This window comes from Leisingera sp. NJS204, assembly GCF_004123675.1.
Lineage (GTDB): Bacteria > Pseudomonadota > Alphaproteobacteria > Rhodobacterales > Rhodobacteraceae > Leisingera.
This window is the reverse complement of record NZ_CP035417.1, coordinates 2,523,363-2,545,972: the sequence shown is the minus strand read 5'-3', so window position 1 is coordinate 2,545,972 and position 22,610 is coordinate 2,523,363. Positions and strand designations below refer to the sequence as shown.

Below are 22,610 nucleotides of genomic sequence, written 5' to 3'. Positions count from 1 at the left end.
GGATCACAAATCCGATGCCGCACCGCGGCAACGGGGACGGGGAGGGATGTTCCCGGCGGCGGCATCAATGCAGCGTCAGCAATGAAACAGCCCCCACCAGAATAAGGCTCAGCGCCCAGACCAGATCCAGGTTGAACCAGCCCTTGGACAGGAACTTCAGCCCCAGCCAGTGGTAAACGCCAAGCGCCAGCGCGCCGCCGGCTGCGGTCATGGCAAGGGTATGGGCCAGGGCCACGGTGACGGCGATACCGGCATTGCGGCCCATCAGCGTAAAGGCGGCGGCGTGGCCTGCACTTTCGTCCGGGCCGCAAAGACCCAGATAGACCGGCACCAGCATCAGCCCGGCGCCATGCGCCATCGCTGCCAGAAACGACCACAGCGCCAGCCGCGACGGCGGCACCCGCGCCAGAAAGCGGGGATGTCGTCGGTTGATCAGCAGATACCCCCCCAGCGCAATCACCAGACAGGCCGCACCGATGCGGATTTCCACATGCCATTCCGTCAGCCACAGCAGCGCCGAAAACGGCAGCAGGATCGCAGTCATTGCCAGAAGATGGCCAAAGGCCAGCGCCAGCAGCGCCTTGAACAGGCTGGTTTTGCGGCGCTCCATCAACGCAGAAGAGACCGCCAGCGGCCATCCCATCCCCGGGTTCACCCCGTGATAAAGCCCCGAGGCAACGACGGCCCACCACAGGGCCGCCGCCGTTGAGAGTTCCGTCACCCGTCAGACGGAGGGATAGCAGAAACTGTCGGTAGAGCAGTCGCCCCCCTCCAGCCGGATCTGATGGCTGCGGTAGCCTTTGGGGAAGTCGATATAGAAATCTTTATCCAATTCCAGCCCGCCGCCGTCACCCACGTTGGCCATCACCATCTGGCCGCCTTCGTCATCAGGATAGAACTGGTCGTCCCAGGTGGAATAAAGCGAATTGGTCCAATAGACCCGCTTGCCGTCGCGGCTGATCTCAACCATCTGCGGCCCATAGGCAAAGCCCTTGCCGTTCGGATGCTTGGCGCCGCGGGCAATACCGCCCAATTCTACCTTGCCGGCCAGCTTGGGGTTCATCGGGTCAGAAACATCATACTGATGCATTTCCCCCAGCCCCCAGCAGGCCACATACAGGTATTTGTCATCCAGGCTCAGGTCGATATCGGTGACCAACGGCGGCACCGCCTCAAACCCCTGCAGCAGCGGCGGCAGGTTTTCGGGTTTTTCGGGCCGCGGGTCGATGGTGATGGTCTTCTTGGCCTCGAATGTGCCGTCATCCTTCTGCCACCAGGTGAAAATCGCGCCCTGCAGGTTGGTGGTATCCACCACCACGCCGCAAAAGCCATAATCTTTGGACGGATCATGCGCGGGCCGGATTTCCAGCGCCATTTGGTGGTTTTCACCCAGGTCGATGGTCTGCACGTTCTTGCGCTCACGCAGATTCCAGAAATGGATCGAATGGCCGTATTTGTTGCTCAGCAGATCTTCGGCCACGATGCCGTTTTCAAACTGCGGCGGCAGGCCCCATTCGGAGCTCACCATGTAATCGCGCGGCAGGTTCCACCAGAAGTCATAATGCTTGTCCTGCGCGCCCCGGTCCATCTCATAACGGCCCAGAATGTCGAAAGTCTCGCAATCCATGATAAAGATGCCCGGCGGCCCGTCAGTGCCGTCTTCGCCGCCGCCGCCCAGGGTTGAGACATAGATGCCCTCAGGCCCGCAATGAATGGTGTGCGGGCGGGAATAGCCGGTTTTGGCAAACAGTTCTTCGGGTTCGATGATCTTGTGGATCTTCGCCTCTCGCGGCTCCTTCACGTCAATCACGTAAATACGGCTGGAGCGGATGCCGGGAATGATCAGATAGCGCCGCTCCAGAAACGCGTGTCCGGTCAGCGGCGACAGCGCCGAAGAACAGGCGTTCCAGCCGAAATGATGAAATTCGTCGCCCTTGTTGGGCATGATCAGCTGATGCACGATGTCGCCGTAGCTGTCCGAGTTCGGATCCACATCGACAACCGCCAGCCCGTCAGGCTGCGAACCATCGGGGCTGAGCATAAGGGTAAAAGCCAGCGTCTCGGCCGGGGCTTCCATGGCTAGCCTGGGGGTGGCATGGAATGTGGGGTCGGGCCGCAAATTCATCGTCAAATCCTCCCTGAAACGGGCGCCATTTGTTCTGTCATGCGTCTCGGCGCCTGCGCTGATGCTGGCACACATTCAAATTCCGGGCAATTTTTTTTGAAATGACGCTGCTGCGCGAAACATTTTCCCGGTTATGTGCGGTATGCGGCCGATTGTCAGCCAGTTGCGTTCTGCGGTCAGGATGCTGTTCTTCCCGCCCGGTGGCCGCGTCCTGCAAAGAAAAGGCCCGCACAAAGACGGGCCCGAGGGGGGGAGGGAAAGTCTTGGGGGCTTGGCCCCGGTGATCAGGCTGCCAGAATACGGTCCAGCAGGTTGTCCAGCGGGGACGGCAGACGGGCGTCAGTTTCACCCATACCGGTTGCTGAAAGGGCGCGGCCTTCGTCGCTGGCCAGCACCTGGCGGGTCTCGGAAAGCGACAGCTGGTGAAAGGCCGAGTCTTCAGCAACATCGCCTGCGGGCAGCAGCATGCCGCTTTCGGCCCAGACCAGCTCTTCTTCTTCAAACTCGAAATGGATGCGGCCCAGACGCTCGGGCGCAACTGCGGTGATGCCTTTGTAACCGGTCAGAGCAATCAGCTTGGTGACCACCACCGGCAGGCCGAACAGGCGCTCGGCAGTGTCCATTTCCAGCGCCACTTTCTGGTCCGAGGGCAGCATCAGGTCGGTATCGTTGCCCAGGGCGCCGGCCGGGACATGCATGCATGTGGTCAGGCGCGGCACTGCGTGGCGGACCGCCTTCACTTCCTGGGCGCCGCCGTCAAAGGTGAACACCTTGTCGCCGGGCTTCACGTCTCGGGCCTGCTTAAAGCCTTCTTCGGTCTCCACCAGCGTTGCGGGCAGAAAGCCGCCGCTGCGGATACGGTTGCGTTTCGGGGCAGGGGCCGCAGACAGTGTGTGCGGCAGCGGATTGGTCAGCAGCAGCACATCAACCGGCTGGTAGTCAGCAAAATCTGTGGTGTGGTCCAGCTGCATTGTGTCGTCCCTTCTGAGCGTCTTAGCCCGGCGTTTTGCCGTTGAAGCCATCAGGCCCCGGAATTGGGACCAAATTGGGGCGGCCGTGCGTCGCATTTCGGGATGGCGCGATTTTTCCGGGACAAAAGCCGCCATTTCAGGAGGATTGTTAACTGTTTGACGGGGCAGGCTGAGGATTTGTTAAGATTTACCGCAAGTTTGATGATCCGGATTTTGCTCGCTCTGCACGTGATTCCTTTTGGTTAACAAGACGTTAACCATCAATTATCTCGTTAACCATCCAGCCCGGCTGCTTGTGGATAACTGTGTGAACGCTTTGAATTCAAAGCAAAACGGGCGCCCAAGGGGCGCCCGCGTATCTGTCTTAAGGTGGTAATCCTTAGGTATTACTGACCGCAGGACCCGATCAGCGCTTCATACTGCTCGGTGACCCAGCCCAATGCCTGCTCCGGGTTGCGGTCCTCAATCTTGCCGATCAAACGCTCAAACACTTCGGCCGAACGGCTTTCGTCAACGATTGTGAAGCTCTGCCCGGTCATCACCACATTGTAGAGGAAGAAGGCAATCGCCACCAAAAGAATGCCGCGCAAGACGCCAAAGAAGAAACCCGTGCCCTGATCCAGCCCGCCAAGCGCAGAGCGCTGCACCAGGGTGGAAAACAGCGGCGTAAAGAAGGAGACCACGATCAGCGCCAGGGCAAACACCGCGGCAAAGGCCGCGATGATCGACAATTCGCAGCTGTCGGCGATGAATTCACCGATCACTGGAATTTCCGCCATTAGCGGTTCCACCTGCGGCGCAAAGATAAAGGCGAGCACGCCCGCGGCGATCCAGCCTGCAATGGCCATCGCTTCGCGTACGAAGCCGCGTGAATAGGCCAGCAGCGCCGATACGACGATGACCAGGGCCACGACCCCGTCGATGATTGTGAAACCTTCCATGTCCCTCGCCCGTTTGCCTGCGATAAATTTTTTGCGACCTTAGCCGGCCCCGAAGAATTCGCCAACAAAACCGGCCAGATCGCTGGACTTTCGCAAGTTCAGACCGTTCACGGACACAGTTTTACTGCCGCCAGGGGCAATCGCCGCCGTGAAACCAAGTTTTTGCGCCTCTTTCAACCGGTTTTCGGTCTGCGGGGCCGGGCGCAGGGCTCCGGATAGCGAAATTTCTCCGAAAACCACCGTATCGGCGGGCAAAGCCACGTCTTCCCGCGCGCTCAGCAGCGCTGCGGCCACCGCAAGGTCTGCCGCAGGCTCCGAGATCTTCATGCCGCCCGCCACGTTCAGATAGACATCCAGACCTGCAAACGGGATGCCGCAGCGCGCTTCCAGGACAGCCAGTATCATCGCCAGCCGCGATGAATCCCAGCCGACAACAGCGCGGCGCGGCTGCGAATGGGGCGAGGGCGCAATCAGTGCCTGCATCTCGACCAGAACGGGCCTGGTGCCCTCGATCCCTGCAAACACCACTGAGCCGGGCGACGGTTCGCCGCGTTCGGACAGAAACAGGGCCGAGGGGTTGATGACCTCAGCCAGCCCGCCGCCGGTCATTTCAAACACGCCGATCTCATCCGCCGGGCCAAAGCGGTTTTTGACCGCCCGCAGGATGCGGAACTGATGGCCGCGCTCACCCTCGAAATAGAGCACCGTGTCGACCATATGCTCAACAACGCGGGGGCCGGCGATCTGGCCGTCCTTGGTGACATGGCCGACCATGATGATCGACACCCCGTTGCGTTTGGCAAAGGTGGTCAGCTCATGCGCAGCAGCCCGCACCTGGCTGACCGACCCCGGCGCGCTGTCCACGTGGTCGGACCACATGGTCTGGATGGAGTCGATGATAGCAAGTTGCGGCTTCTCCGCTTCCAGCGTCGTCAGAATATCACGCAGGTTGGTCTCGGCAGCCAGCTGCACCGGCGCATCCGTCAGCCCCAGCCGCTGCGCCCGCATCCGTACCTGGGCGCTGGCTTCCTCGCCGCTGACATAGATGGTCTTGACACCGGCCTTGGCAAACCGCGCCGCCGCTTGCAGCAAAAGGGTGGATTTGCCGATCCCCGGATCGCCACCGACCAGAATGGCCGAGGCCGCCACCAGGCCGCCGCCCAGCACCCGGTCCAGTTCCCCCACGCCGCAGCAGGCGCGCGGCGGCGGGGTTTCGCGGGTTGCAAGATCACTCAGCGGGATGGTGCGCCCGCGTTTGACGCCCAGCGACTTCTTCGAGGGGCCGGAGCTGAGCCCCTTGTCCTCGGAAATCGTGTTCCACTCGCCGCAGCCTTCGCAGCGGCCCGACCATTTGGAGAAGCTCGCGCCGCAGGCCGAGCAGGAGAAAGATGTTTTTGCCATGCCGGATCAGTGGCAGATGTTTCTGTTTTGTTCAAGGGCCGTGAACCTTGACGTGCGGTTGGTGCGGGCTGTCACGGCAAAAGCGAGGCTCTGCCTCGCGCTCCGGGATATCTGGGGCCAGAAGAAGCGGGCTTCTTTTTGGTTGAAAATACCCCGGGGGAGGCCTCCAAGGGCCGGGGGCAGCGCCCCTTTGACGCGTCCTCCGCAAGGAGCGCAGAGCGCGTCAGTCCGCGCGGCGGGGCGGCTGGATCGGCACGACGCTGCCGGAATGCGGATCAGACCCGTCCGGCGGGCTTTGCAGTTGCGCCGACAGTTCCGGCAGCAATTCGAACAGCTCGCCGCGCAGCCGCCCCAGATGCGATTTGGCGATGCTTTCCTCGATCTCCACATCGCGGGACCACTGGCGCAGCTCATGCATGACGATCTGGGCATCTTCCAGCCGTGCCTTGAAGGTCTCCAGCTCCTCCTGGCGCTGCTGCAGAAACAGCCGGGCGCGGGATACTTTGGCGTCGGAATAGGTTTCTGCCAGCTCGTGGCTGACCTGGCTCATCTGCGACGCCACCTCCAGCACCTGCGGTTCCAGCCCGGCCAGATCGGGGTGCGACCGCAGAAAGGCGAGCCGCTCCTTCACCGCGTCGAACTCTGATGCCAGGGTAAAGATCCCGGCGCGGTCGGCGGCATGGGCCAGCTGATAGGCCTGCAGCACGTCCTCCATCTGCAGCGAAAACCGCCGGTGCGAGGTTTCCAGCGCCAGGATACGCCCGTTGGCAGGCAGGAAAAAAGCCAGCATAACCGCCAGCGCCGTCAGGGTGATCTGTGCGGCAATCCCGGCCTGCGGGTAAATTTCAGCGCCAACCCCGGCCTGCAGGCTGAGCCAGGGCCAGATGCCCGTGGCCGACAGTCCGGTGGCCGCAAGTGCCGCCAGCGCGCCAAAGCAGATCAGCAGGAACGTCAGCCGCATGAATACGGTCTGGGCAGTGAACAGAATTGATTGAACGCCGGACATAGGTCCCCCTCCAGCAGCAATGCAACAGATGCAGGGCCGGCAGGCTGCGGGGGACGCCCGTCAACCGGGCGCAGCATGCCGGACCCCTGCGATACAGGTGTTCGGCCCTACGAAATGGAGCGGTTCAGCGCCGGATCAAGCTTTCAGTCCGGTGTTTTGCCAATCTTTGCAGTGCGTTCAGTCAGCATCCCCAGCCCCAGCGAGGCCAGGATGCATGCCGTGAACAGGTACAACCCCCAGGCGGTCTCAATGGTCGCGAGGCCGATCCCCTTGGCCAGCGTGATGTAAAGCGCGATGAGGAAAACATCAGCCATTGCCAGTTTGCCCAACACATGCAGGACCGGCTGCACCTTGCTGTCCAGCAGATCCCACTGCACCAGCGCCAGCCCGATGGTTTTGAGGTAGGGCGCAAAGATCGCAAAAAATGTCACGATCAGCGCCAGCACCGCATCACTGCCCCACAAGGACTGCAGCCCCGTAAGCACCGAGATTTCGCTGAGGCCGAAGATCGGCAGCAGCCCCGCCCGCATCAGCGGCGCGAACCATGCGACGGGGTAAAGGATCAGCAGCGACAGGGTGAGGAGGCGGAGGATCATGGCGGCTCGTTTCTGCTATCCCATTTGGAATTGTGTGTGCGGGGCCGGATTTAAAAGCGGGCAAGTGGCCTGAAAACCGTAGCGGCAGCATATATGGAGGCTAAGGATGCCTCTCGCCGGAGTGTTTGTGAAATAAAAAGGGGAGGCCCTGCCGGTTGGGAAGCGACTGGCCTTTTTGCAGATGCTAGAAAATATCAAAAAAGAGCAAAGCGAGCATACCGAAAATTGTGTTGCAGAAAATGATGGAAGCGCTGTGCCAGGGCAACGTCCACTTTGTCAGTGCGTAAAATGAGAGTGCCAAGTTAAGCGGAATGCCGACGGTGACTGCCCGCGTCGTTGAGATTACGGCCTTGGCAAGCGGGGCAGGGCCCAATTCCAGAAGCCAATAAGCCAGACTGTAGATAAGGTCGAGGCCGAGCGGTAGACAACCGAAGAATATCGCCAGAAGGCCTGTTCTTTGCAATTTTGTATGACGGCGCAACCGTTTGCCAAAGGTCACCGTCAGACATGTGCTTGCGACGAAGCAAGCAGGAAAGATAATAAACCAAAATGCGATCCCGAAGTCCATTACCTCACCGCCTCGATCGGCCCCTCCGCGCGGCCGTGGATGAATTGCTCCATATAGGGATCACCCGAGGCGTCCATCTCGGCCACCGGGCCGGTCCATTGGATCACCCCGCCGTGCAGCATCGCCACATTGTCGGCAATGGCGCGCACCGAGGTCATGTCGTGGGTGATGGTCATCGCGGTCGCACCCATCTCCACCACGATCTCGCGGATCAGGTCGTTGATCACGCCGGACATGATCGGGTCCAGACCGGTGGTCGGCTCGTCGAAAAAGATGATCTCGGGTTCGGCTGCAATGGCGCGGGCCAGGCCGACGCGTTTCTGCATGCCCCCTGACAGCTCGGCGGGCAGGCGGTCGGCGACGTCTGATTTCAGCCCCACCCGGCGCAGTTTTTCAATTGCAATCCCGCGGGCTTCCTCAGCCGGGCGTTTCAGCGCGCCGCGCAGCAGGCGGAAGGCCACATTCTGCCAGACCGGCAGCGAGTCAAACAGCGCACCGCCCTGAAACAGCATCCCGAACCGCGCCAGGAACTTGTCGCGGTCGCCGGATCCGGACGGCCTGCCATCGACATAGATCTCGCCTGAGTCCGGGGTGATCAGCCCCAGCACGCTTTTCAGCGCCACCGATTTTCCGGTGCCGGAGCCGCCGATGATCACCATCGAGGTGCCCTTGGGGATCTCCAGGTTCATGCCGTTCAGCACAGCATTGTCGCCAAAGGATTTGCGAACGTTTTCCATTCTAATCATTGATCACCTCAAAATCCGTGGGGCGGGGGCTGCGATGCCATGGCACTTTTCCTCGTTCCAAGCGAAAATCCGCGCTGACATCTTCAAGGCTTTGAACGGCATCGTTGAGAACTTGGACCTGATATGTGATTTAGGAGGCATACCGGTCATCAAGCACTTTCTCTCCGGGCGGGATGAGGCCAAACCAGATTTCCGCAGTGCTGCGCTTGTAGTTAGCGACGTACGTGCAAGTTGCGTTTGAGCAATGAAAGCCATCTTCCACTAGGAAGGAAATGGCCTGAGAACGAGTGGAACCGTGCAACTTTTCAAAGGCGACTGAACGGAGGCGGGCGTCGTTCACACCTGCAGGGGCTTTTGAGCTGAAAGTGCTATCTCGCACAATTCTATATTCCGGCTGAGCACAGCCAGCCAGAACGACTGCTAACGCGAGTGTCCCGCATGTCCGGATCATAGCGAGAAGAACACCCCTGTCAGAACAAAGTTGGCGGCCAGTATCAGCACTGCAGCGGATTCAACAGACCCCTTGGTGGCGCGGCCCACGCCCTGGGCGCCGCGGCCCGATTGCATGCCGTAATAGCAGCCCATCATCGCCGCGATGGTGCCAAAGGCGGCGCCCTTGACCAGAGAGGAGATGATGTCGAGCGGCTCCAGGAAATCTACGGTGTTCTTCAGGTAGGCCGCCGAATTGAAACCGAGGTTCTGCACCGCCACCGTATAGCCGCCCATGATGCCGATAATGTCGCCGACCCCCACCAGCACCGGCACGGTGATCAGCGCCGCCAGCACGCGGGGTGCGACCAGGTATTTCATCGGATGGGTCGAAAGTGTGACCAGCGCGTCGATCTGCTCGGTCACCTTCATGGTGGCGATCTCCGCCGCGATGGATGAGGTTACCCGTGCCGCGATCATCAGCCCGACCAGCACCGGGCCCAGCTCGCGCACCATGCCGATGGCGACGATCTGCGGCACCACCGCCTCGGCATTAAAGCGCGCGCCGCCGGCATAGATTTGCAGCGCCAGCGCGCCGCCGGTGAAGATCGCTGTCAGACCGACAACCGGCAGCGACAGCCAGCCGATGTTCAAAAGCGCCTGCAGCAGCTCGCGCGGGTAGTAGGGCGGGCGGACCATATGGCTGAAGGCGCGCAGCGCAAACAGTGCGGCGCGGCCAATAGCAGACAGCCCGGCCAATGCGGTGCGGCCCAGCCGGGCCAGAAGGGCAATAGGGTTCATCCCTGATAAGTCCGTGCATAGCGGTGACCGGTAGAGGTCAGGATCTCATAGCCGATGGTGCCGGCCGCATCGGCCAGCGTGTCCACGGTCTGCTGCTCATTGAGGATCGACAGCGCCTCAGGCACCTCAGCCAGATCGGTCACGTCCACGGTTATCAGATCCATCGAGACCCTGCCTACGACCGGGCAGGGGGTGCGGCCCGCAAAAACCTGGATGCCGCCATTGCCCATCGCCCGGTGCAGCCCGTCGGCATAGCCCGCGGCGACGGTGGCGATGCGGCTGGGGCGCTTGGCTGTCCAGCTGTTGCCGTAACCGGCAGTCTCACCCGGCTCCAGATCGCGCAGCTGAATGACGGGAAGGTCCAGCTGCACAACCGGCAGCGCGTCCTTGAACGGCAGCCCGCCATATAGCCCGATACCGGGGCGGCAAAGGTCGAAATGGTATTCCGCCCCCAGCAGCATGCCGCCGGTGGCGGCCAGCGAGCGGGGGATCTCCAGCCCGTCGGTCATATCGCGGAAGGTTTGCAATTGCTGCGCGTTCATCGCGTGGCCGGGCTCATCGGCGCAGGCCAGATGCGACATCAGCAGAACCGGATTCTGGCCCAGGGCGATCTCGGCCACCGCTGCCCATTCGCTATACTCCATCCCCAGCCGGTTCATGCCGCTGTCCAGCTGCACCCCGAAGGCATGGCCCGGCAGGGCCTCGAAATGGCGCAGCATCTGGTCCAATGAGTTCAGCATCGGCGTCAGCTGGAAATCCTTCAACAGCTTGGCGTCACCCGCCATATGGCCGGAAAACACCGAAATACCGGGGCCGGGGCCAAGCGCACGGCGCAACGCGCCGCCTTCTTCCGCCGCCGCCACAAAGAAATTGCGCGCGCCCGCCTTGGCCAGCGCCTTGCCGACGCGGCCCGCATCCAGGCCATAGCCGTTCGCCTTGACCACGGCTGCGGTTTCGCAGGTGGTCAGCGCATCCAGATTCCGCCAGTTGGTGGCCAGCGCATCCAGGTTGATTGTCAATCTTGCCGTGCTCATGCGGTGTTCATGACATGGGGAGACCGCAGGTCAAGTGGGAAAAACCGTAATGGCGGCAGAGCTCCGCCGCCATCAAACAAATAAGCCCGGTCCAGCGGGGGGGAGCGGACCGGGCTGGTGCCGGGGCACTGACAATCCTGTTACCTGCCAGGCCCTGGCACAGGTAGACCGGACACCGGTCCAAACCGGCCGGGATCAGTAGTCTTCCTGCCCCTGCTGCCAGGCTTTGGCCAGGTTGCCAAAGCGGGTGAATTGCGCCTCGAATGTCAGGGTCACGGTGCCGATGGGGCCGTGGCGCTGTTTGCCGACAATGACATCCGCCTTGCCGTGCAGGCTCTCCATCGCCTGTTTCCACTCTTCCATCCTGTCCAGCTCGTGGTCGCCCGGCTTTTCCCGTTCCTTGTAATATTCCTCTCGGAACACAAACATCACCACGTCTGCGTCCTGCTCGATCGAGCCGGATTCCCGCAGGTCCGACAGCTGCGGGCGCTTGTCTTCGCGGTTCTCCACCTGACGCGACAGCTGCGACAGCGCGATCACCGGGATGTTCAATTCCTTGGCAATCGCCTTCATCCCCATCGAGATTTCGGCAATCTCGTTCACCCGGTTTTCGGCCATGCCGCGGCACAGCTGCAGATAGTCGATCACCAGGAGGTCCAGCCCATGCGTCCGTTTCAGGCGGCGTGCCCGTGCGGCCAGCTGCGAAATCGGAATTGCAGGCGTGTCGTCAATGAACAGCGGGCAGCTTTCCAGATCCTTGGCCGCCTGCACAAAGCGGCGGAATTCGCCTTCGGTCATGTCGCCCTGGCGGATCTTGTGCGATGAAATCTCAGACGCTTCCGCCAGAATACGCCCGGCCAGCTGCTCGGCGCTCATCTCGAGGCTGAAGAAGCCAACCACGCCGCCGTCCAGTGCGCCCTCCGAACCGTCGGGTTTTATCCCGCGTTTATAGGCCTTGGCGACGTTAAAGGCGATGTTGGTCGCCAGCGACGTCTTCCCCATAGAGGGGCGGCCCGCGAGGATCAGAAGGTCCGAGGGATGCAGGCCGCCAAGTTGTTTGTCGAGGTCCATCAGGCCCGTCGAGATGCCGGCCATGCCGCCACCCCGCTGATACGCCTCGTTGGTCACATTAACCGCTTCTGTGACGGCTTTCAGGAACGACTTGAAACCGCTTTCGGTCTGGCCCTGCTCGGCCAGCTGATACAGCGATTGTTCTGCCTCAACGATCTGCTCTTTAGGTTCTGATGCCACGTCAACGCGGCGCGCCTTTTCTGCAATGCTGTGGCCCAGGGCGATCAGCTCGCGCCGGATCGCCAGGTCGTAGATCATCTGTGCGTAATCCCGCACCGCAAAGGCCGAGATCGACGCGCCGGCCAGTTTGGCCAGATAGGCCGGACCGCCCAGCTCCTTCAGCCCTTCGTGGTCTTCCAGGAACGCCTTCAGCGTCACTGGCGAGGCCAGCGCGTTCTTGGAAATCCGCGCCGCGGCCACTTCATAGATCCGGGCATGCACCGGATCATAGAAATGCGACGAGTCGATGATCAGCGCGATCTTGTCATAGACCTCGTTGTTGGTCAGGATCGCGCCCAAGAGCTGCTGTTCCGCCTCCACCGAATGCGGCAGTTCATTGTCCGGCATCGCAGATTGCGGTGCGGCAGGTTCCGGCATCGGGGCCGGAGGCGGCATATCGCCGTCGAAAGGGGTAATTTCGTTCATCACTGCTCTCGTCACTAAGCCCGCCTTATAGGGCGCCAAGGGCGTTTCTCCTATCTGGGAATCTCTGTGGATCCCTTGTGGATATCCGCACGGGGCCTGTGGGCTGTTTACCGGAAAGGCCAGTATGCCTGCCCTATGCAGACTATATGATGTGGTGCGATCTGGGAAGAAGTCTATATCTGCATTTCAATTGGCGCAGAATATGATTCGAGGCGGCTTTGTCCACAGGCCGCCCCGTAACGCTTTCCCTGGCGTTAAGCGGATTTATGCGCGTCCTGCCAGGCGCGCGGATCCTTCAGGAAGGTTTCCACCTCATCCAGCGTCTCGGTGCTGAACGCGCCTTGCGCGCGGGCTTCGGCCAGCACATCCCACCAAGTGCACAGATAGTGCAGTTCCACCCCGTGATCGCCGAGGGTCTTGGTGGTTTCCGGGAAGATGTCGTAATAGAAAATCACTGCGGTGTGGCCGCAGCTGGCGCCGGTCTCGCGGATCGCATCGACAAACGACAGCTTCGATCCGCCATCGGTGGTCAGATCCTCGACCAGCAGCACCCGTTCGCCTTCGCTCATCGCGCCCTCGATGCGGGCGTTTTTGCCATAGCCCTTGGGCTTCTTGCGCACATAGGTCATCGGCAGTGCCATGCGTTCGGCGACCAGGGCAGCAAAGGGAATGCCCGCAGTCTCACCGCCGGCGATATTGTCGAACGCTTCAAAGCCTGCGTTGCGCATCACGGTAACGGTCATGAAATCCATCAGCGTCGAGCGGATCCGCGGAAAGGAAATCAGCTTACGGCAGTCGATATAGCTGGGCGAGGGCAGGCCGGAGGCCAGCGTATAAGGTGTCTCGGTGTTAAAGTTCACCGCACCGATTTCCAGCAGCATCCGGGCCGACAGGCGGGCGATTTCTTCTTGAGACGGATAGGACGATGGGATCATGGCGGCAGGCATCCTTTGCGGCAGCGGTTTTGCTGTCCTTAAACCGGAACGCCGCCGGTTTGAACCCCCGGAAGGGCAGCAGGCCAATGCTGCCCTCTGATGCTCAGATCAGACCAAGTTCCATTCCTGGGGGGCTGGGTAGTCTTCGCAGGCCCAGAGTTTTTCAACAATGGGGGCAGGGGTGTCGATGCCGGCAGGCTGCTTGGCTGAAACGAGTACAGGCTCCCATTCGGGCAATTCGAAATTGAAATCCGTTTCGTCCAGATCCGCCAGCTGCACATTTTCCAGCGTGATGGTGCTGCCGTGTACGTCCTCGATCACGACGTTTTCGCCGTCTTCCCGGATGTGGTTGTCCAGCAGATCGGTCATATCCGTGATGCTGGACACCGTGCTCAGGTCAATCTTTTCGCCGCTGCTGGAGGCATCAAAGTCGGTAATAGTGTCGTCGCCAAAGCGGCTAAAAAACACAAAAATGTCGTCGCCTGATCCGCCGTTGAGCTTGTCCCGCCCGGAGCCGCCATGCAGGGTATCGTACCCTGCACCGCCATCCAGCGTATCCCGGCCTTTGCCGCCTTTCAGCGCGTCGTCCCCCCTGCCACCATCCAGGCTGTCCCTGCCTCTGCCGCCGTTCAGCCTGTCTTCGCCCCTTTGGCCGGACAACGTGTCATCGCCTGAAATTCCGGCCAGCTTGTCGCTGCCGGACCCGCCTTTCACAACGTCGTCGCCCGCGCCGCCTTTGATGGTGTCAGCCCCGGCACCGCCCTTCAGCGTATCATCCCGGTCGGTTCCGATGAGCCTGTCGCGTTGCGAAACGTCCACCGTGCCCAGGGCCCACTCCAGGACTTGACCGGGTTGCAGGGAGGTGGTGACAGGGGATCGCTGGGTGATCGAGCCTTCAAAGGCCGCGTAGTCGCTGTAACTGCCAATCTCCGGCAGCGGATCGCCGCTCAGCGCGTAAACAGCCTGATGAGCACTCATGCTGTGCATTGTCAGAACCACGGTCTTGCCGCCGTCCCACGAAATTTCCGACAGCGAGTATCCAGCGTCCAGCGTGCCATAGTGCGTTCCGTCAGCGGCCTCGCCTTGGGTCCGCGTCAGGCCGGAAACGTGATCACCGGGTTCGATATCAACCTTGTCTTCGTGAACCCGGGTTGGCGAAAACGTAAACCCTTCGCCATCCGGAACCGTCAGTCTGAGTTTCAGACCGGTCTGCACCCATCCCCCCCCGGCAGGATCGAACAAAGAAAATTTACCGACGCCGAAGCCTGAAAGCGTATAGGTCGTCATAGGTGGTCACCCCAAAAAGAACTTATTTAAATCAAAGTTGAAACTACACTTGCCGGCTCGTCTTTCAAGTGTAAAGCGCCAGCTGTTTGAAATAGCAAACAAAAGGCCCGTGCCGGAGCACAGGCCTTTTTACTGTCTTTCGTCGCCGGCTTTTCAGGCCGGCACCTGCGGTTCGGGATCAGAACAGAAAGTCGTTGCCGGACAGGTCTGCCACCGCGATGTCTTCCAGGGTGATTGTATTGCCCCGGTTGTCGCGGATCACCGCATCGCCGTCATCATTTTCGGACAGATGGTTGTTCTTCAGATCGCGGAAGTGCTTGATGGTTGCGACATCAGACAGGTCGATCTTTTCTTTGCGCCCCGCCGTCGAGAAGTCGGATACCGTGTCGTCACCAAACGTGCCTTTGAAAATGAACCGGTCTGCACCGCCTTCGCCGGACAACAGATCGTTGCCGCCGTCACCATTGATCCTGTCCTTGCCGCCGCCGCCAAAAATCGTGTCACTTCCGTCCTTGCCGGACAGGGTGTCGTTGCCGGCCAGCCCCATAATGCGGTTGCCGGTGCTGCTGCCGGTAATCTTGTCGCCGCTGTCAGTACCGCGCGCGTTTTCGATGCTTTTCAGCGTGTCGCGGTCGCCAAAGCCGTCAATGGCAAAGCCTTTGGACAGGTTGACAGTTGCGCCATCCTCGCCGCCATAGCGTTCGTCGCGGTCATAGCGGACCTCATCGCGGCCTTTGCCGCCTTTGATGGTGTCGTTGCCTTCGACCCCGCGGAAGGTGTTGTTTTTGCCGCTGCCGCTAAGACTGTCGTCAAAAGCCGATCCCCGCAGCACTTCGATGCTTTTCAGGGTGTCGGTTCTGCCCCAGCCGTCAGTTGCCTTGCCGGTGCCAAGATGCGCAGTCACGCCATTGGGGTCCCCGGTAAAGGAGACCTGGTCAAAACTGCCAGCGCCGCCGTTATAAGTATCGCGTCCGTCGGAGCTGGAGAAATAGTCGTCTCCCTTGCCGCCGTTAAAGATGTTGCGGCCGGGGGTGCCCCAGAATTCATCGTCCTGGCTTGTGGTTGCGCCGTCGATTGACGACCAAGCGATGCTCTGGCCCGGGCCATAGGCGCCGGTGGGGTCCGACAGGCCGGTGATCGAGTCGTCGAAATCATTCCAGTCAGACAGAGTGCTGATATCCGGTATCTGCGGCCCGTCGATGACAAAGTAAAACTCGGTGTCGCTGTTTCCACCGGTTTCAAAGGCGAGGATCAGCACCGTGCTGGTGCCGCCGGGCCAAGTCACACGGGTGATCTGGGTTTCTTCCGATACCACCGGAAAATTCGGTGCGTCCAGGTTCGTTCCGTCCGCGATGACCTGTTGAATATCGTCCGACACATTGATGATCGCAACACCGTCGGCATCATGGCCGGTGATCGAATAGGAAAATGCCGACGACGCAGAGGAAACGATAATCGATGTGTCGATCTCTTTTGCCGCTACAGCATCGCCGTTTTCGTAATCAACCCGAAGCCCGCTGAACGTAAATGTTGTCATACCCTTGCCCTTTACCGGAAAATTGCCAGCGCTAATTGCTGGCGGGAACTATTGGCCCAGTAATTGAGTGGGCGCGCTGATTCCGGGCAAGGGCAAGGGGTAAGATCGTAAAGGATTAGTGAACAGGTGTTGCTATTCCGCACGCCAGTGAACATCAAATCCCGGATCGAACACGGTGACAGGCCCATCGCCGGTCTCAATCTTCTCCGGGAAGACCACCGGTGCATCGCTCTTGGCTAAGCTCAGTATCTCGCTGCTCACCGGCAGGCCGTAAAACGCCGGACCGTTTTCCGAGGCAAAGCCCGCAAGCTTGTCCAGCGCGCTCTCTTCCTCGAACACATGCGCCAGCAGGGACATGGTGTTGGTGGCGGTGAAACAGCCGGCACAGCCGCAGCCGCTTTCCTTGTTCGGATCGGTATGGGGCGCGGAATCGGTACCCAGAAAAAACCGCGCATCGCCCGAGGTGGCGGCAGCGCGCAACGCCAGACGGTGCTCTTCGCGCTTGGCGACCGGCAGGCAATAGTAATGCGGCTTGATGCCGCCCACCAGGATGTGGTTGCGATTGATGATCAGATGGTGCGTGGTGATCGTCGCCCCCAGATCTGCGGCATTGGATTTCACATAATCGACGCCGTTTTTGGTGGTGATATGCTCCATCACCACGCGCAGGCCGGGGGTGGATTTGCGGATCGGGTCCAGGACCCGGTCGATGAACACCGCCTCGCGGTCGAAAATATCAATATCGGGGTCAGTCACTTCGCCATGCACGCACAGCGGCAGGCCGATCTCAGCCATCTTCTCCAGCACGCCGCGCACCTTGCTGAAATCGCTGACGCCCGAGGCCGAATTGGTGGTGGCGCCGGCCGGGTACAGTTTCACGGCCTTGACCAGCCCGCTGGCGTGCGCCGCGGCGACGTCCGCGGGGTCGGTGTCCTCGGTCAGGTACAGTGTCATCAGCGGTTCAAACGCCATGTCCGCGGGCAGCGCCGCCAGAATGCGGTCGCGGTAGGCCGCGGCCTGCGCCCCGGTCACCACTGGCGGCACCAGGTTCGGCATGATGATTGCGCGGCCGAAATGGCGGGCGGTTTCGGGCAGCACGGCCTCCAGCATCGCGCCATCGCGCAGATGCAGGTGCCAATCGTCGGGGCGGGGGATGGTCAGCGTCTGGGTCATGCTGCCCGCCTAGCACAGAGGCGGGCAGAAAAGAAGCGGCTGAATGCGCCCGGAGCAGGCGCCGCTCAGGGCTTTGCAGGAAAGGTGAACTCGCCGTCTTCGGCGCGGGTTTCCAGTTCCTGCAGGCGGCGGCGGAACCGCGGGGCCCGCATCCGCTCGGTCACATTGCGGCACAACAGCGCCATCAGGAACGGGCGGTCCTGCCGTTCCAGGTTTTTCAGCAGATTGCGCAGGAAGAAAGAATTGTTGCGGCGGCTGCGCAGCAGCTTGTGAAAGGCGCCGCCGGTCAGCTTGCGGCTGCCTGCCAGCGACAGGATGTGATACAGCATCTCCATCTCGATCAGCCGGGTCTGCACCGCATCGCCCAGATGCGGCACCCGCAGCCGCGTCACGTTCTTGCGTGCAAACAGCGAGGCATGCATGGCGTCCAGCTGTTCCTGCGGGTCATAGATCACATAGGCCTGATCAGCGGCGTCCAGCATGTCGGGTGCATAGCCGTACCGGTCGGTGAAGGACAGGCGCCGCATATCGGCAAACCGGTCATCCCATTCGGTCATCCGCGGGTCCAGCGTCGCCTGCGGCTGCACCGCAACCACCACCGCACCCGGCGAGGCCACCGAATAGGCTGCCGCCGCATAACCGCAGGGGCCCGCACCGTAAAAGATCACTTTGTCGAACTCGTCGAAAAACCCGTCGTCGATCAGCTGGTCGAAAAAACCATAGATACGGCCTTCGCGGAACCAGGTGTCGCCGTCCGAGACCACGCACATATGCGACCAGCCCAGGTTCTTCACCAGGTCAAACCCCAGCGGCTGCGCCTGATCCGACAGGTTATGAATGCCCTGCATGGTCTCAAACGTCACCAAAAGCGTATTGCCCTGGTCGATAAAAGTGGCGAAATGCTTGTCGCCAAGCGGCTGGTACATGCCATGCTCTTCGGCCAGGGCCGCCATCCGGGCCTTCCACTGGGCAGGCTTCAGCCCGGAAAGGTCTTCATCCAGATTTTCAAGTCCGTCCTGCATGCCTGCTGTCCTCTTTGCCCCAAAGGGGTCCTGCCTGCTGTTTGGATTTACATTTAGGTGACAATTAAGGCCAAAATTGGAAAAACCCATGCCTGAATGAGGCAGCGCGCGGTTCTTTCGGCGGCCTTTTGCCAGTGTCGGCAGCAATGCCTCAGCTGCTGTCCTCCGGAGGCTGCGGAGCGGCTTGATCCGGAATGGCAAAGCTGCGCAGCAGATCGGCGGCTGCCGGGCTTATCGGGCGGGCAGGGGGTGTCATCAGCAGACGCGCGAACAGCGCCCGATAGGGTTCCTGTGTCATCAGCCCGGCAAACCGGGCATGGCGCCAGGCCACTGCTCCGCGGTGCAGCCGGGCCAGGTCCGGATCCTCCATCAGCCCGGCCTGAAGACCCGCGCAGTCTGTGCCGTAACGGGCGATAGAGGTATCCTCGGCGCTGCAGTAATTGCGCTCAACCCAGTAATCCATGCCCAGCTCCGCCTGCCGGTTGACCCTTCCGCGGTCGGCCTTCAGCACATAGCTTTCCATCGCCCCCAGCGGGTAATGATTCAGCTGCGCCAGCCGCCCGTTGGGCTGGCCGTAATTGGAAAACAGCCGCTTGGTCTTAAACGCCTTGCCCAGTTCGCGGCCTTCGCAGTCATACCAGCGGAAGCTGTCCAGCTGCGCCGCGCTGCGGATATCGCGGGGCCGGTGAACCCCGCATTTCCTGTAGGTGCCGTCATTGCGGTACAGCGTCTTGAACATCACCGCCCGCCATGGCCAGTGAATGACCTCCGGCGCGCAGCGGGTGAATTGCGCGGTCACTGGCGCATCCTTATACCGCACGGCGCCTGCGTTGCCGAACAGCCGCCAGGTCAGCGTCACCGCATCGGCCTCAGGCAGCGCCGCCAGCAGATCCGCCACTTTGCCATCGCCGGTCTTGATGCAGGCGAATTCGTCGATATCCAGCACCAGCACCCAATCGGCCTGCTTCATCAGCGGATGCCGGTCGGCCTGCTTCAATGCGGTGAACTGAATGCCGCCCTTGTCATACGGGCCTTCATTGCGGGCATGGACGAGCTGACCCATGTCCTGCAACCGGTCCAGCATGTGATCGGTGCCGTCCTGGCAATCGTTTGAGAACACCAGGAAATCGGTAAACCCTGCAGCCCGGTGATGGGCCAGCCATTCCAGCAGGAACGCGCCCTCATTGCGCACGCACAGAATTGCCAGAACCCGCATCGGCTTCAGTCCTGCCCGCTGACCAAGACGCCGCGCTGCGCTGCCGGGTGATACCGCTTCAGGGATTGGTTTTTCATGGCTCGGCTTTCTTTCCGCTTCGCCGCCAGTCTTATCCAAAGGCCGCTGCAATACAAACCCTTCCCGCGGCCGCCGCAGCGTCTTCGCAGCGCACGGCTTGACCGACGGCGCGCTGCATGGCCTTTTGACCTTGGCAAAGGGAGGCACAACATGCAGCAGGCGCAATCCATCGGTCAGGTTCAGCAGATGCTGGCAGAGCAGGGCTATGTCTGCGGCAGGTCTCTGGCCACTGTGGTGTTCCTATCGCTGAAACTGGGCCGCCCGCTGTTTCTGGAGGGCGAGGCCGGCACCGGCAAAACCGAGATCGCCAAGGCCATTGCCGCCGCACTGGGCCGCCGCCTGATCCGGCTGCAATGCTACGAGGGGCTGGATGCCGCCAGCGCCGTCTATGAATGGAATTTCGCCGCCCAGATGGTCGCCATCCGCACCGCCGAGGCCGCAGGCAGCGCCGAACGCGCCGCCCTGCAGGCGGAACTCTTCTCCGCCGATTACCTGATCGAACGCCCGCTGTTGCAGGCGATGCGCCCCGATGAGCACGGCGCCCCCGTCCTGCTGATCGACGAAATCGACCGCACCGATGAACCGTTCGAGGCTTTCCTCCTGGAGGCGCTCAGCGATTTCCAGGTGACGATCCCCGAGCTTGGCACCATCCAGGCGCCGGAGCCGCCGATCGTCATCCTCACCTCCAACCGGACGCGGGAAGTGCATGACGCGCTGAAACGCCGCTGTCTCTATCATTGGGTCGACTACCCGGATTTCCCCCGCGAGGTCGAAATCCTCAACGCCCGCGCGCCCGGGGCCAGCCAGCAGCTCAGCCGCGAAATCGTCGCCTTCGTGCAATCCTTGCGCACCGAAGACCTGTTCAAGAAACCGGGGGTCGCCGAAACAATCGACTGGGCCAATTGCCTGCTGGCCCTCGACGTGATCGCCCTCAGCCCCGAGGTCATCGCAGACACCCTGGGCGCCATCCTCAAATACCAGGACGACATCGCCCGCCTGCACGGCTCCGAGGCCAAACGCATCCTGGATCAGGCCCGGGCAAGCCTGGATGCGGCCTGATGGTTCATCTTTCCAGAAATACTCCGGGGGTTTGGGGGCAGCGCCCCCATGAGCTGCCCTAGTGCCTGACACTCCGCCGCTCACCCTGCCGGACCACCCCAAGCTGGTCCAGAACCTCACCCATTTCGCCCGCGCCCTGCGCAAGGCGGGTCTGCCGATCGGTCCGGGCCGGGTGCTGGATGCGGTACAGGCGGTGGCCGCCGCAGGATTCACCAGCCGGACGGATTTCTACTGGGCCTTGCACGCCTGTTTCGTGACCAAGCCCGAGCAACGGGCGGTCTTCGCCCAGGTCTTCCGCCTGTTCTGGCGCGACCCGCGCTATCTGGAACACATGATGGCCGCCATGCTGCCCGCTATCCGCGGCGTGCAGGAGGACCGCGCCGCCAAACCGGCGGAAAAACGCGCCGCCGAGGCGCTGCTGGACGGTATGCAGGACCAGCCGGAGACACCGGACAAGGATGAGGACGGCACCGAAGTTGAGGTGGACACCACCCTCACCATGTCTGCCGAAGAACGCCTCAGAACCCTTGATTTCGAACAGATGAGCACGTCAGAGATTGCCGCCGCCAAACGCATCCTTGCGCAGCTCATCCTGCCGGTGACACCGATCCAGTCACGCCGCTTGATGGCCTCAGTGCAGGGGACACGTCCCGACTGGCGCCGCACTTTGCGCAATACAGCCCGCCAGGGCGGCGAATTGCAGCAGATCGCCCGCGCCAAGCGCCGCATCCGCTGGCCAAATCTGGTGGTGCTTTGCGATATCTCCGGCTCGATGAGCCAGTACAGCCGCATCATCCTGCATTTCCTGCACGCCGCCGCCAATGCAAATGGACAAGGCTGGGCCAGGGTGCATGGCTTCACTTTCGGCACCCGGCTGACAAATATCACCCGCCATCTGCATCAGCGCGACGTGGACGCGGCCCTGGCCGCAGCAGGATCAGAGGCGCAGGACTGGGAGGGCGGTACCCGGATCGGCGACTGCCTGCACGCCTTCAACCGGGACTGGTCGCGCCGGGTGATGGGGCAGGGCGCGGTGGTGCTTTTGATCACCGACGGGCTGGACCGCGGCGACCCGGAGGCTTTGGCCCGCGAGATGCAGCGGTTGCAGCTGTCGTCGCGCCGCCTGATCTGGTTGAACCCGCTGCTGCGCTGGGACGGTTTTGCCCCAAGGGCGCAGGGCATCCGCGCCATGCTGCCCTATACCGACAGTTTCCGCGCCGGCCATTCCATCGCCTCGCTGCAGGATCTGGCACAGGTGATCTCCAGCCCCTCCGATGCGGGCGAGAAAGCCAGGCTGATGGCAATGCTCGATTAACGAATTCCGGAAACGGAATGTCAATTGATCTGGATCAACCCGCTCCCCGCGTCCACGTTGTATTCTGAAATCAGAATGTAACGTGCGAAAGGAGCTGACATGACTCTCAACTGGAAAGCCGGAGGCCTCATGCTGGGGCTGGTGTTCTTTCTGGCGGTGCTGCTGGTCAAACCCATCGGGGTTTCAACGCAATTTGTGATCCTGGACGGCATTATCGCGGATGCGGTGTTCCCCGGACTGGTGACAGAAACCGCCGAAGGCACCACCTCCACCAACGCCTATCTGGCAAAATCCGGCGGCAAATATGCCAGGGCCGTCTCCAGCCCGCTGAACTACAGCTTTGTTTTTGTGCTGGCGATGGCGCTGGGCGGGTTGCTGTCGGCCAGGCTGCGCGGCGGCATCCCGCAGGCTGAGCGGACAATCCCTGCGCTCTGGCGCGCCAACTTCGGCGGCTGCCGGATGAAACGATACGCCGCGGCTTTCCTGGGCGGATTCATCGTGCTGTACGGCGCGCGCCTCGCTGGCGGCTGCACCTCGGGGCACATGATGTCCGGCATGATGCAAACCGCGCTCTCCGGCTATATCTTCGCGGCCGGTGCCTTTGCCGCTGCCATCCCCGTCTCGCTGCTGCTGTTCAAAAAGGAGGCCTGAGCC

General features: G+C 61.5%; 21 protein-coding genes. 3 read left to right on the top strand and 18 right to left on the bottom strand.

What is annotated here, in order from left to right:
- Positions 1 to 64: 64 nt before the first annotated feature.
- From ETW24_RS12520 to ETW24_RS12435, 18 genes are all read right to left on the bottom strand, one after another.
- Positions 65 to 721: a hypothetical protein gene (locus ETW24_RS12520; protein ID WP_129371353.1), complete on the bottom strand. Its 657-nt coding sequence runs from the start codon at positions 719 to 721 to the stop codon at positions 65 to 67.
- Between the two features lie 3 nt (positions 722 to 724).
- Positions 725 to 2,125: a selenium-binding protein SBP56-related protein gene (locus tag ETW24_RS12515; RefSeq protein ID WP_129371352.1), complete on the bottom strand. Its 1,401-nt coding sequence runs from the start codon at positions 2,123 to 2,125 to the stop codon at positions 725 to 727.
- 284 nt (positions 2,126 to 2,409) lie between these two features.
- Positions 2,410 to 3,096 (bottom strand): Hint domain-containing protein, encoded by a 687-nt coding sequence (locus ETW24_RS12510; protein WP_129371351.1) that lies wholly within the window; start codon positions 3,094 to 3,096, stop codon positions 2,410 to 2,412.
- Positions 3,097 to 3,482: 386 nt separating this feature from the next.
- Positions 3,483 to 4,037 carry a CvpA family protein gene (locus ETW24_RS12505; protein ID WP_129371350.1) on the bottom strand — a complete coding sequence of 185 codons (555 nt, stop codon included), beginning with the start codon at positions 4,035 to 4,037 and terminating at the stop codon, positions 3,483 to 3,485.
- Between the two features lie 39 nt (positions 4,038 to 4,076).
- On the bottom strand, positions 4,077 to 5,438 hold the full coding sequence (radA, locus tag ETW24_RS12500; protein ID WP_129371349.1) for a DNA repair protein RadA: 1,362 nt from the start codon (positions 5,436 to 5,438) through the stop codon (positions 4,077 to 4,079).
- 223 nt (positions 5,439 to 5,661) lie between these two features.
- Positions 5,662 to 6,444 (bottom strand): DNA repair protein, encoded by a 783-nt coding sequence (locus tag ETW24_RS12495; protein WP_129371348.1) that lies wholly within the window; start codon positions 6,442 to 6,444, stop codon positions 5,662 to 5,664.
- A gap of 143 nt (positions 6,445 to 6,587) precedes the next feature.
- Entirely contained in the window at positions 6,588 to 7,040 is a 453-nt protein-coding gene (locus ETW24_RS12490) for a paraquat-inducible protein A (RefSeq protein ID WP_129371347.1), read from the bottom strand.
- Positions 7,041 to 7,224: 184 nt separating this feature from the next.
- Positions 7,225 to 7,608, bottom strand: a complete 384-nt coding sequence (locus ETW24_RS12485; protein WP_129371346.1) for a hypothetical protein — start codon at positions 7,606 to 7,608, stop codon at positions 7,225 to 7,227.
- On the bottom strand, positions 7,608 to 8,354 hold the full coding sequence (locus ETW24_RS12480; RefSeq protein WP_129371345.1) for an ABC transporter ATP-binding protein: 747 nt from the start codon (positions 8,352 to 8,354) through the stop codon (positions 7,608 to 7,610). Before ETW24_RS12480 ends, ETW24_RS12485 begins: the two co-directional genes overlap by 1 nt.
- Before the next feature lie 447 nt (positions 8,355 to 8,801).
- Positions 8,802 to 9,584, bottom strand: a complete 783-nt coding sequence (locus tag ETW24_RS12475) for an MlaE family ABC transporter permease (protein WP_129371344.1) — start codon at positions 9,582 to 9,584, stop codon at positions 8,802 to 8,804.
- Complete coding sequence (gene alr / locus ETW24_RS12470) at positions 9,581 to 10,618, bottom strand: alanine racemase (protein ID WP_129371343.1); 1,038 nt, start codon at positions 10,616 to 10,618, stop codon at positions 9,581 to 9,583. Before alr ends, ETW24_RS12475 begins: the two co-directional genes overlap by 4 nt.
- A gap of 195 nt (positions 10,619 to 10,813) precedes the next feature.
- Positions 10,814 to 12,334 (bottom strand): replicative DNA helicase, encoded by a 1,521-nt coding sequence (locus ETW24_RS12465; RefSeq protein WP_205877261.1) that lies wholly within the window; start codon positions 12,332 to 12,334, stop codon positions 10,814 to 10,816.
- Between the two features lie 254 nt (positions 12,335 to 12,588).
- Entirely contained in the window at positions 12,589 to 13,269 is a 681-nt protein-coding gene (locus ETW24_RS12460; RefSeq protein ID WP_129371342.1) for an orotate phosphoribosyltransferase, read from the bottom strand.
- Between the two features lie 108 nt (positions 13,270 to 13,377).
- Positions 13,378 to 14,556 carry a calcium-binding protein gene (locus tag ETW24_RS24295; protein WP_205877259.1) on the bottom strand — a complete coding sequence of 393 codons (1,179 nt, stop codon included), beginning with the start codon at positions 14,554 to 14,556 and terminating at the stop codon, positions 13,378 to 13,380.
- Between the two features lie 178 nt (positions 14,557 to 14,734).
- The gene (locus ETW24_RS12450; protein ID WP_129371341.1) at positions 14,735 to 16,093 is read right to left on the bottom strand and encodes a calcium-binding protein; all 1,359 of its coding nucleotides are present in this window, start codon (positions 16,091 to 16,093) and stop codon (positions 14,735 to 14,737) included.
- A 132-nt stretch (positions 16,094 to 16,225) separates the two neighbouring features.
- Positions 16,226 to 17,266 (bottom strand): dihydroorotase, encoded by a 1,041-nt coding sequence (gene pyrC, locus ETW24_RS12445; RefSeq protein WP_129371340.1) that lies wholly within the window; start codon positions 17,264 to 17,266, stop codon positions 16,226 to 16,228.
- Between the two features lie 65 nt (positions 17,267 to 17,331).
- Positions 17,332 to 18,288, bottom strand: a complete 957-nt coding sequence (locus ETW24_RS12440; protein WP_129371339.1) for a phosphoadenosine phosphosulfate reductase — start codon at positions 18,286 to 18,288, stop codon at positions 17,332 to 17,334.
- 151 nt (positions 18,289 to 18,439) lie between these two features.
- Entirely contained in the window at positions 18,440 to 19,504 is a 1,065-nt protein-coding gene (locus ETW24_RS12435; RefSeq protein ID WP_129371338.1) for a glycosyltransferase family 2 protein, read from the bottom strand.
- Between the two features lie 228 nt (positions 19,505 to 19,732).
- Here ETW24_RS12435 and ETW24_RS12430 point away from each other — a divergent pair, with 228 nt between their 5' ends.
- The 3 genes from ETW24_RS12430 (at position 19,733) to ETW24_RS12420 (ending at position 22,607) form a co-directional block, all read left to right on the top strand.
- A complete protein-coding gene (locus ETW24_RS12430; protein WP_129371337.1) occupies positions 19,733 to 20,641 on the top strand; it encodes an AAA family ATPase in 909 nt (302 codons plus the stop codon).
- A gap of 61 nt (positions 20,642 to 20,702) precedes the next feature.
- Entirely contained in the window at positions 20,703 to 21,956 is a 1,254-nt protein-coding gene (locus ETW24_RS12425; RefSeq protein ID WP_129371336.1) for a vWA domain-containing protein, read from the top strand.
- A gap of 99 nt (positions 21,957 to 22,055) precedes the next feature.
- Entirely contained in the window at positions 22,056 to 22,607 is a 552-nt protein-coding gene (locus ETW24_RS12420) for a YeeE/YedE thiosulfate transporter family protein (RefSeq protein ID WP_129371335.1), read from the top strand.
- The last annotated feature ends 3 nt before the right edge of the window (positions 22,608 to 22,610 follow it).

Bases quoted from the DNA above. Each gene is read 5' to 3' on its own strand.
- ETW24_RS12430 (WP_129371337.1), top strand. From the start codon at position 19,733: ATGCAGCAGGCGCAATCCATCGGTCAGGTTCAGCAGATGCTGGCAGAG.
- ETW24_RS12450 (WP_129371341.1), bottom strand. From the start codon at position 16,093: ATGACAACATTTACGTTCAGCGGGCTTCGGGTTGATTACGAAAACGGC.
- ETW24_RS12490 (WP_129371347.1), bottom strand. From the start codon at position 7,040: ATGATCCTCCGCCTCCTCACCCTGTCGCTGCTGATCCTTTACCCCGTC.
- ETW24_RS12485 (WP_129371346.1), bottom strand. From the start codon at position 7,608: ATGGACTTCGGGATCGCATTTTGGTTTATTATCTTTCCTGCTTGCTTC.
- ETW24_RS12440 (WP_129371339.1), bottom strand. From the start codon at position 18,288: ATGCAGGACGGACTTGAAAATCTGGATGAAGACCTTTCCGGGCTGAAG.
- ETW24_RS12435 (WP_129371338.1), bottom strand. From the start codon at position 19,504: ATGCGGGTTCTGGCAATTCTGTGCGTGCGCAATGAGGGCGCGTTCCTG.
- alr (WP_129371343.1), bottom strand. From the start codon at position 10,618: ATGAGCACGGCAAGATTGACAATCAACCTGGATGCGCTGGCCACCAAC.
- ETW24_RS12465 (WP_205877261.1), bottom strand. From the start codon at position 12,334: ATGAACGAAATTACCCCTTTCGACGGCGATATGCCGCCTCCGGCCCCG.
- ETW24_RS12460 (WP_129371342.1), bottom strand. From the start codon at position 13,269: ATGATCCCATCGTCCTATCCGTCTCAAGAAGAAATCGCCCGCCTGTCG.
- ETW24_RS12475 (WP_129371344.1), bottom strand. From the start codon at position 9,584: ATGAACCCTATTGCCCTTCTGGCCCGGCTGGGCCGCACCGCATTGGCC.
- ETW24_RS12510 (WP_129371351.1), bottom strand. From the start codon at position 3,096: ATGCAGCTGGACCACACCACAGATTTTGCTGACTACCAGCCGGTTGAT.
- ETW24_RS12515 (WP_129371352.1), bottom strand. From the start codon at position 2,125: ATGAATTTGCGGCCCGACCCCACATTCCATGCCACCCCCAGGCTAGCC.
- radA (WP_129371349.1), bottom strand. From the start codon at position 5,438: ATGGCAAAAACATCTTTCTCCTGCTCGGCCTGCGGCGCGAGCTTCTCC.
- ETW24_RS12505 (WP_129371350.1), bottom strand. From the start codon at position 4,037: ATGGAAGGTTTCACAATCATCGACGGGGTCGTGGCCCTGGTCATCGTC.
- ETW24_RS12480 (WP_129371345.1), bottom strand. From the start codon at position 8,354: ATGATTAGAATGGAAAACGTTCGCAAATCCTTTGGCGACAATGCTGTG.
- pyrC (WP_129371340.1), bottom strand. From the start codon at position 17,266: ATGACCCAGACGCTGACCATCCCCCGCCCCGACGATTGGCACCTGCAT.
- ETW24_RS24295 (WP_205877259.1), bottom strand. From the start codon at position 14,556: ATGACGACCTATACGCTTTCAGGCTTCGGCGTCGGTAAATTTTCTTTG.
- ETW24_RS12420 (WP_129371335.1), top strand. From the start codon at position 22,056: ATGACTCTCAACTGGAAAGCCGGAGGCCTCATGCTGGGGCTGGTGTTC.
- ETW24_RS12495 (WP_129371348.1), bottom strand. From the start codon at position 6,444: ATGTCCGGCGTTCAATCAATTCTGTTCACTGCCCAGACCGTATTCATG.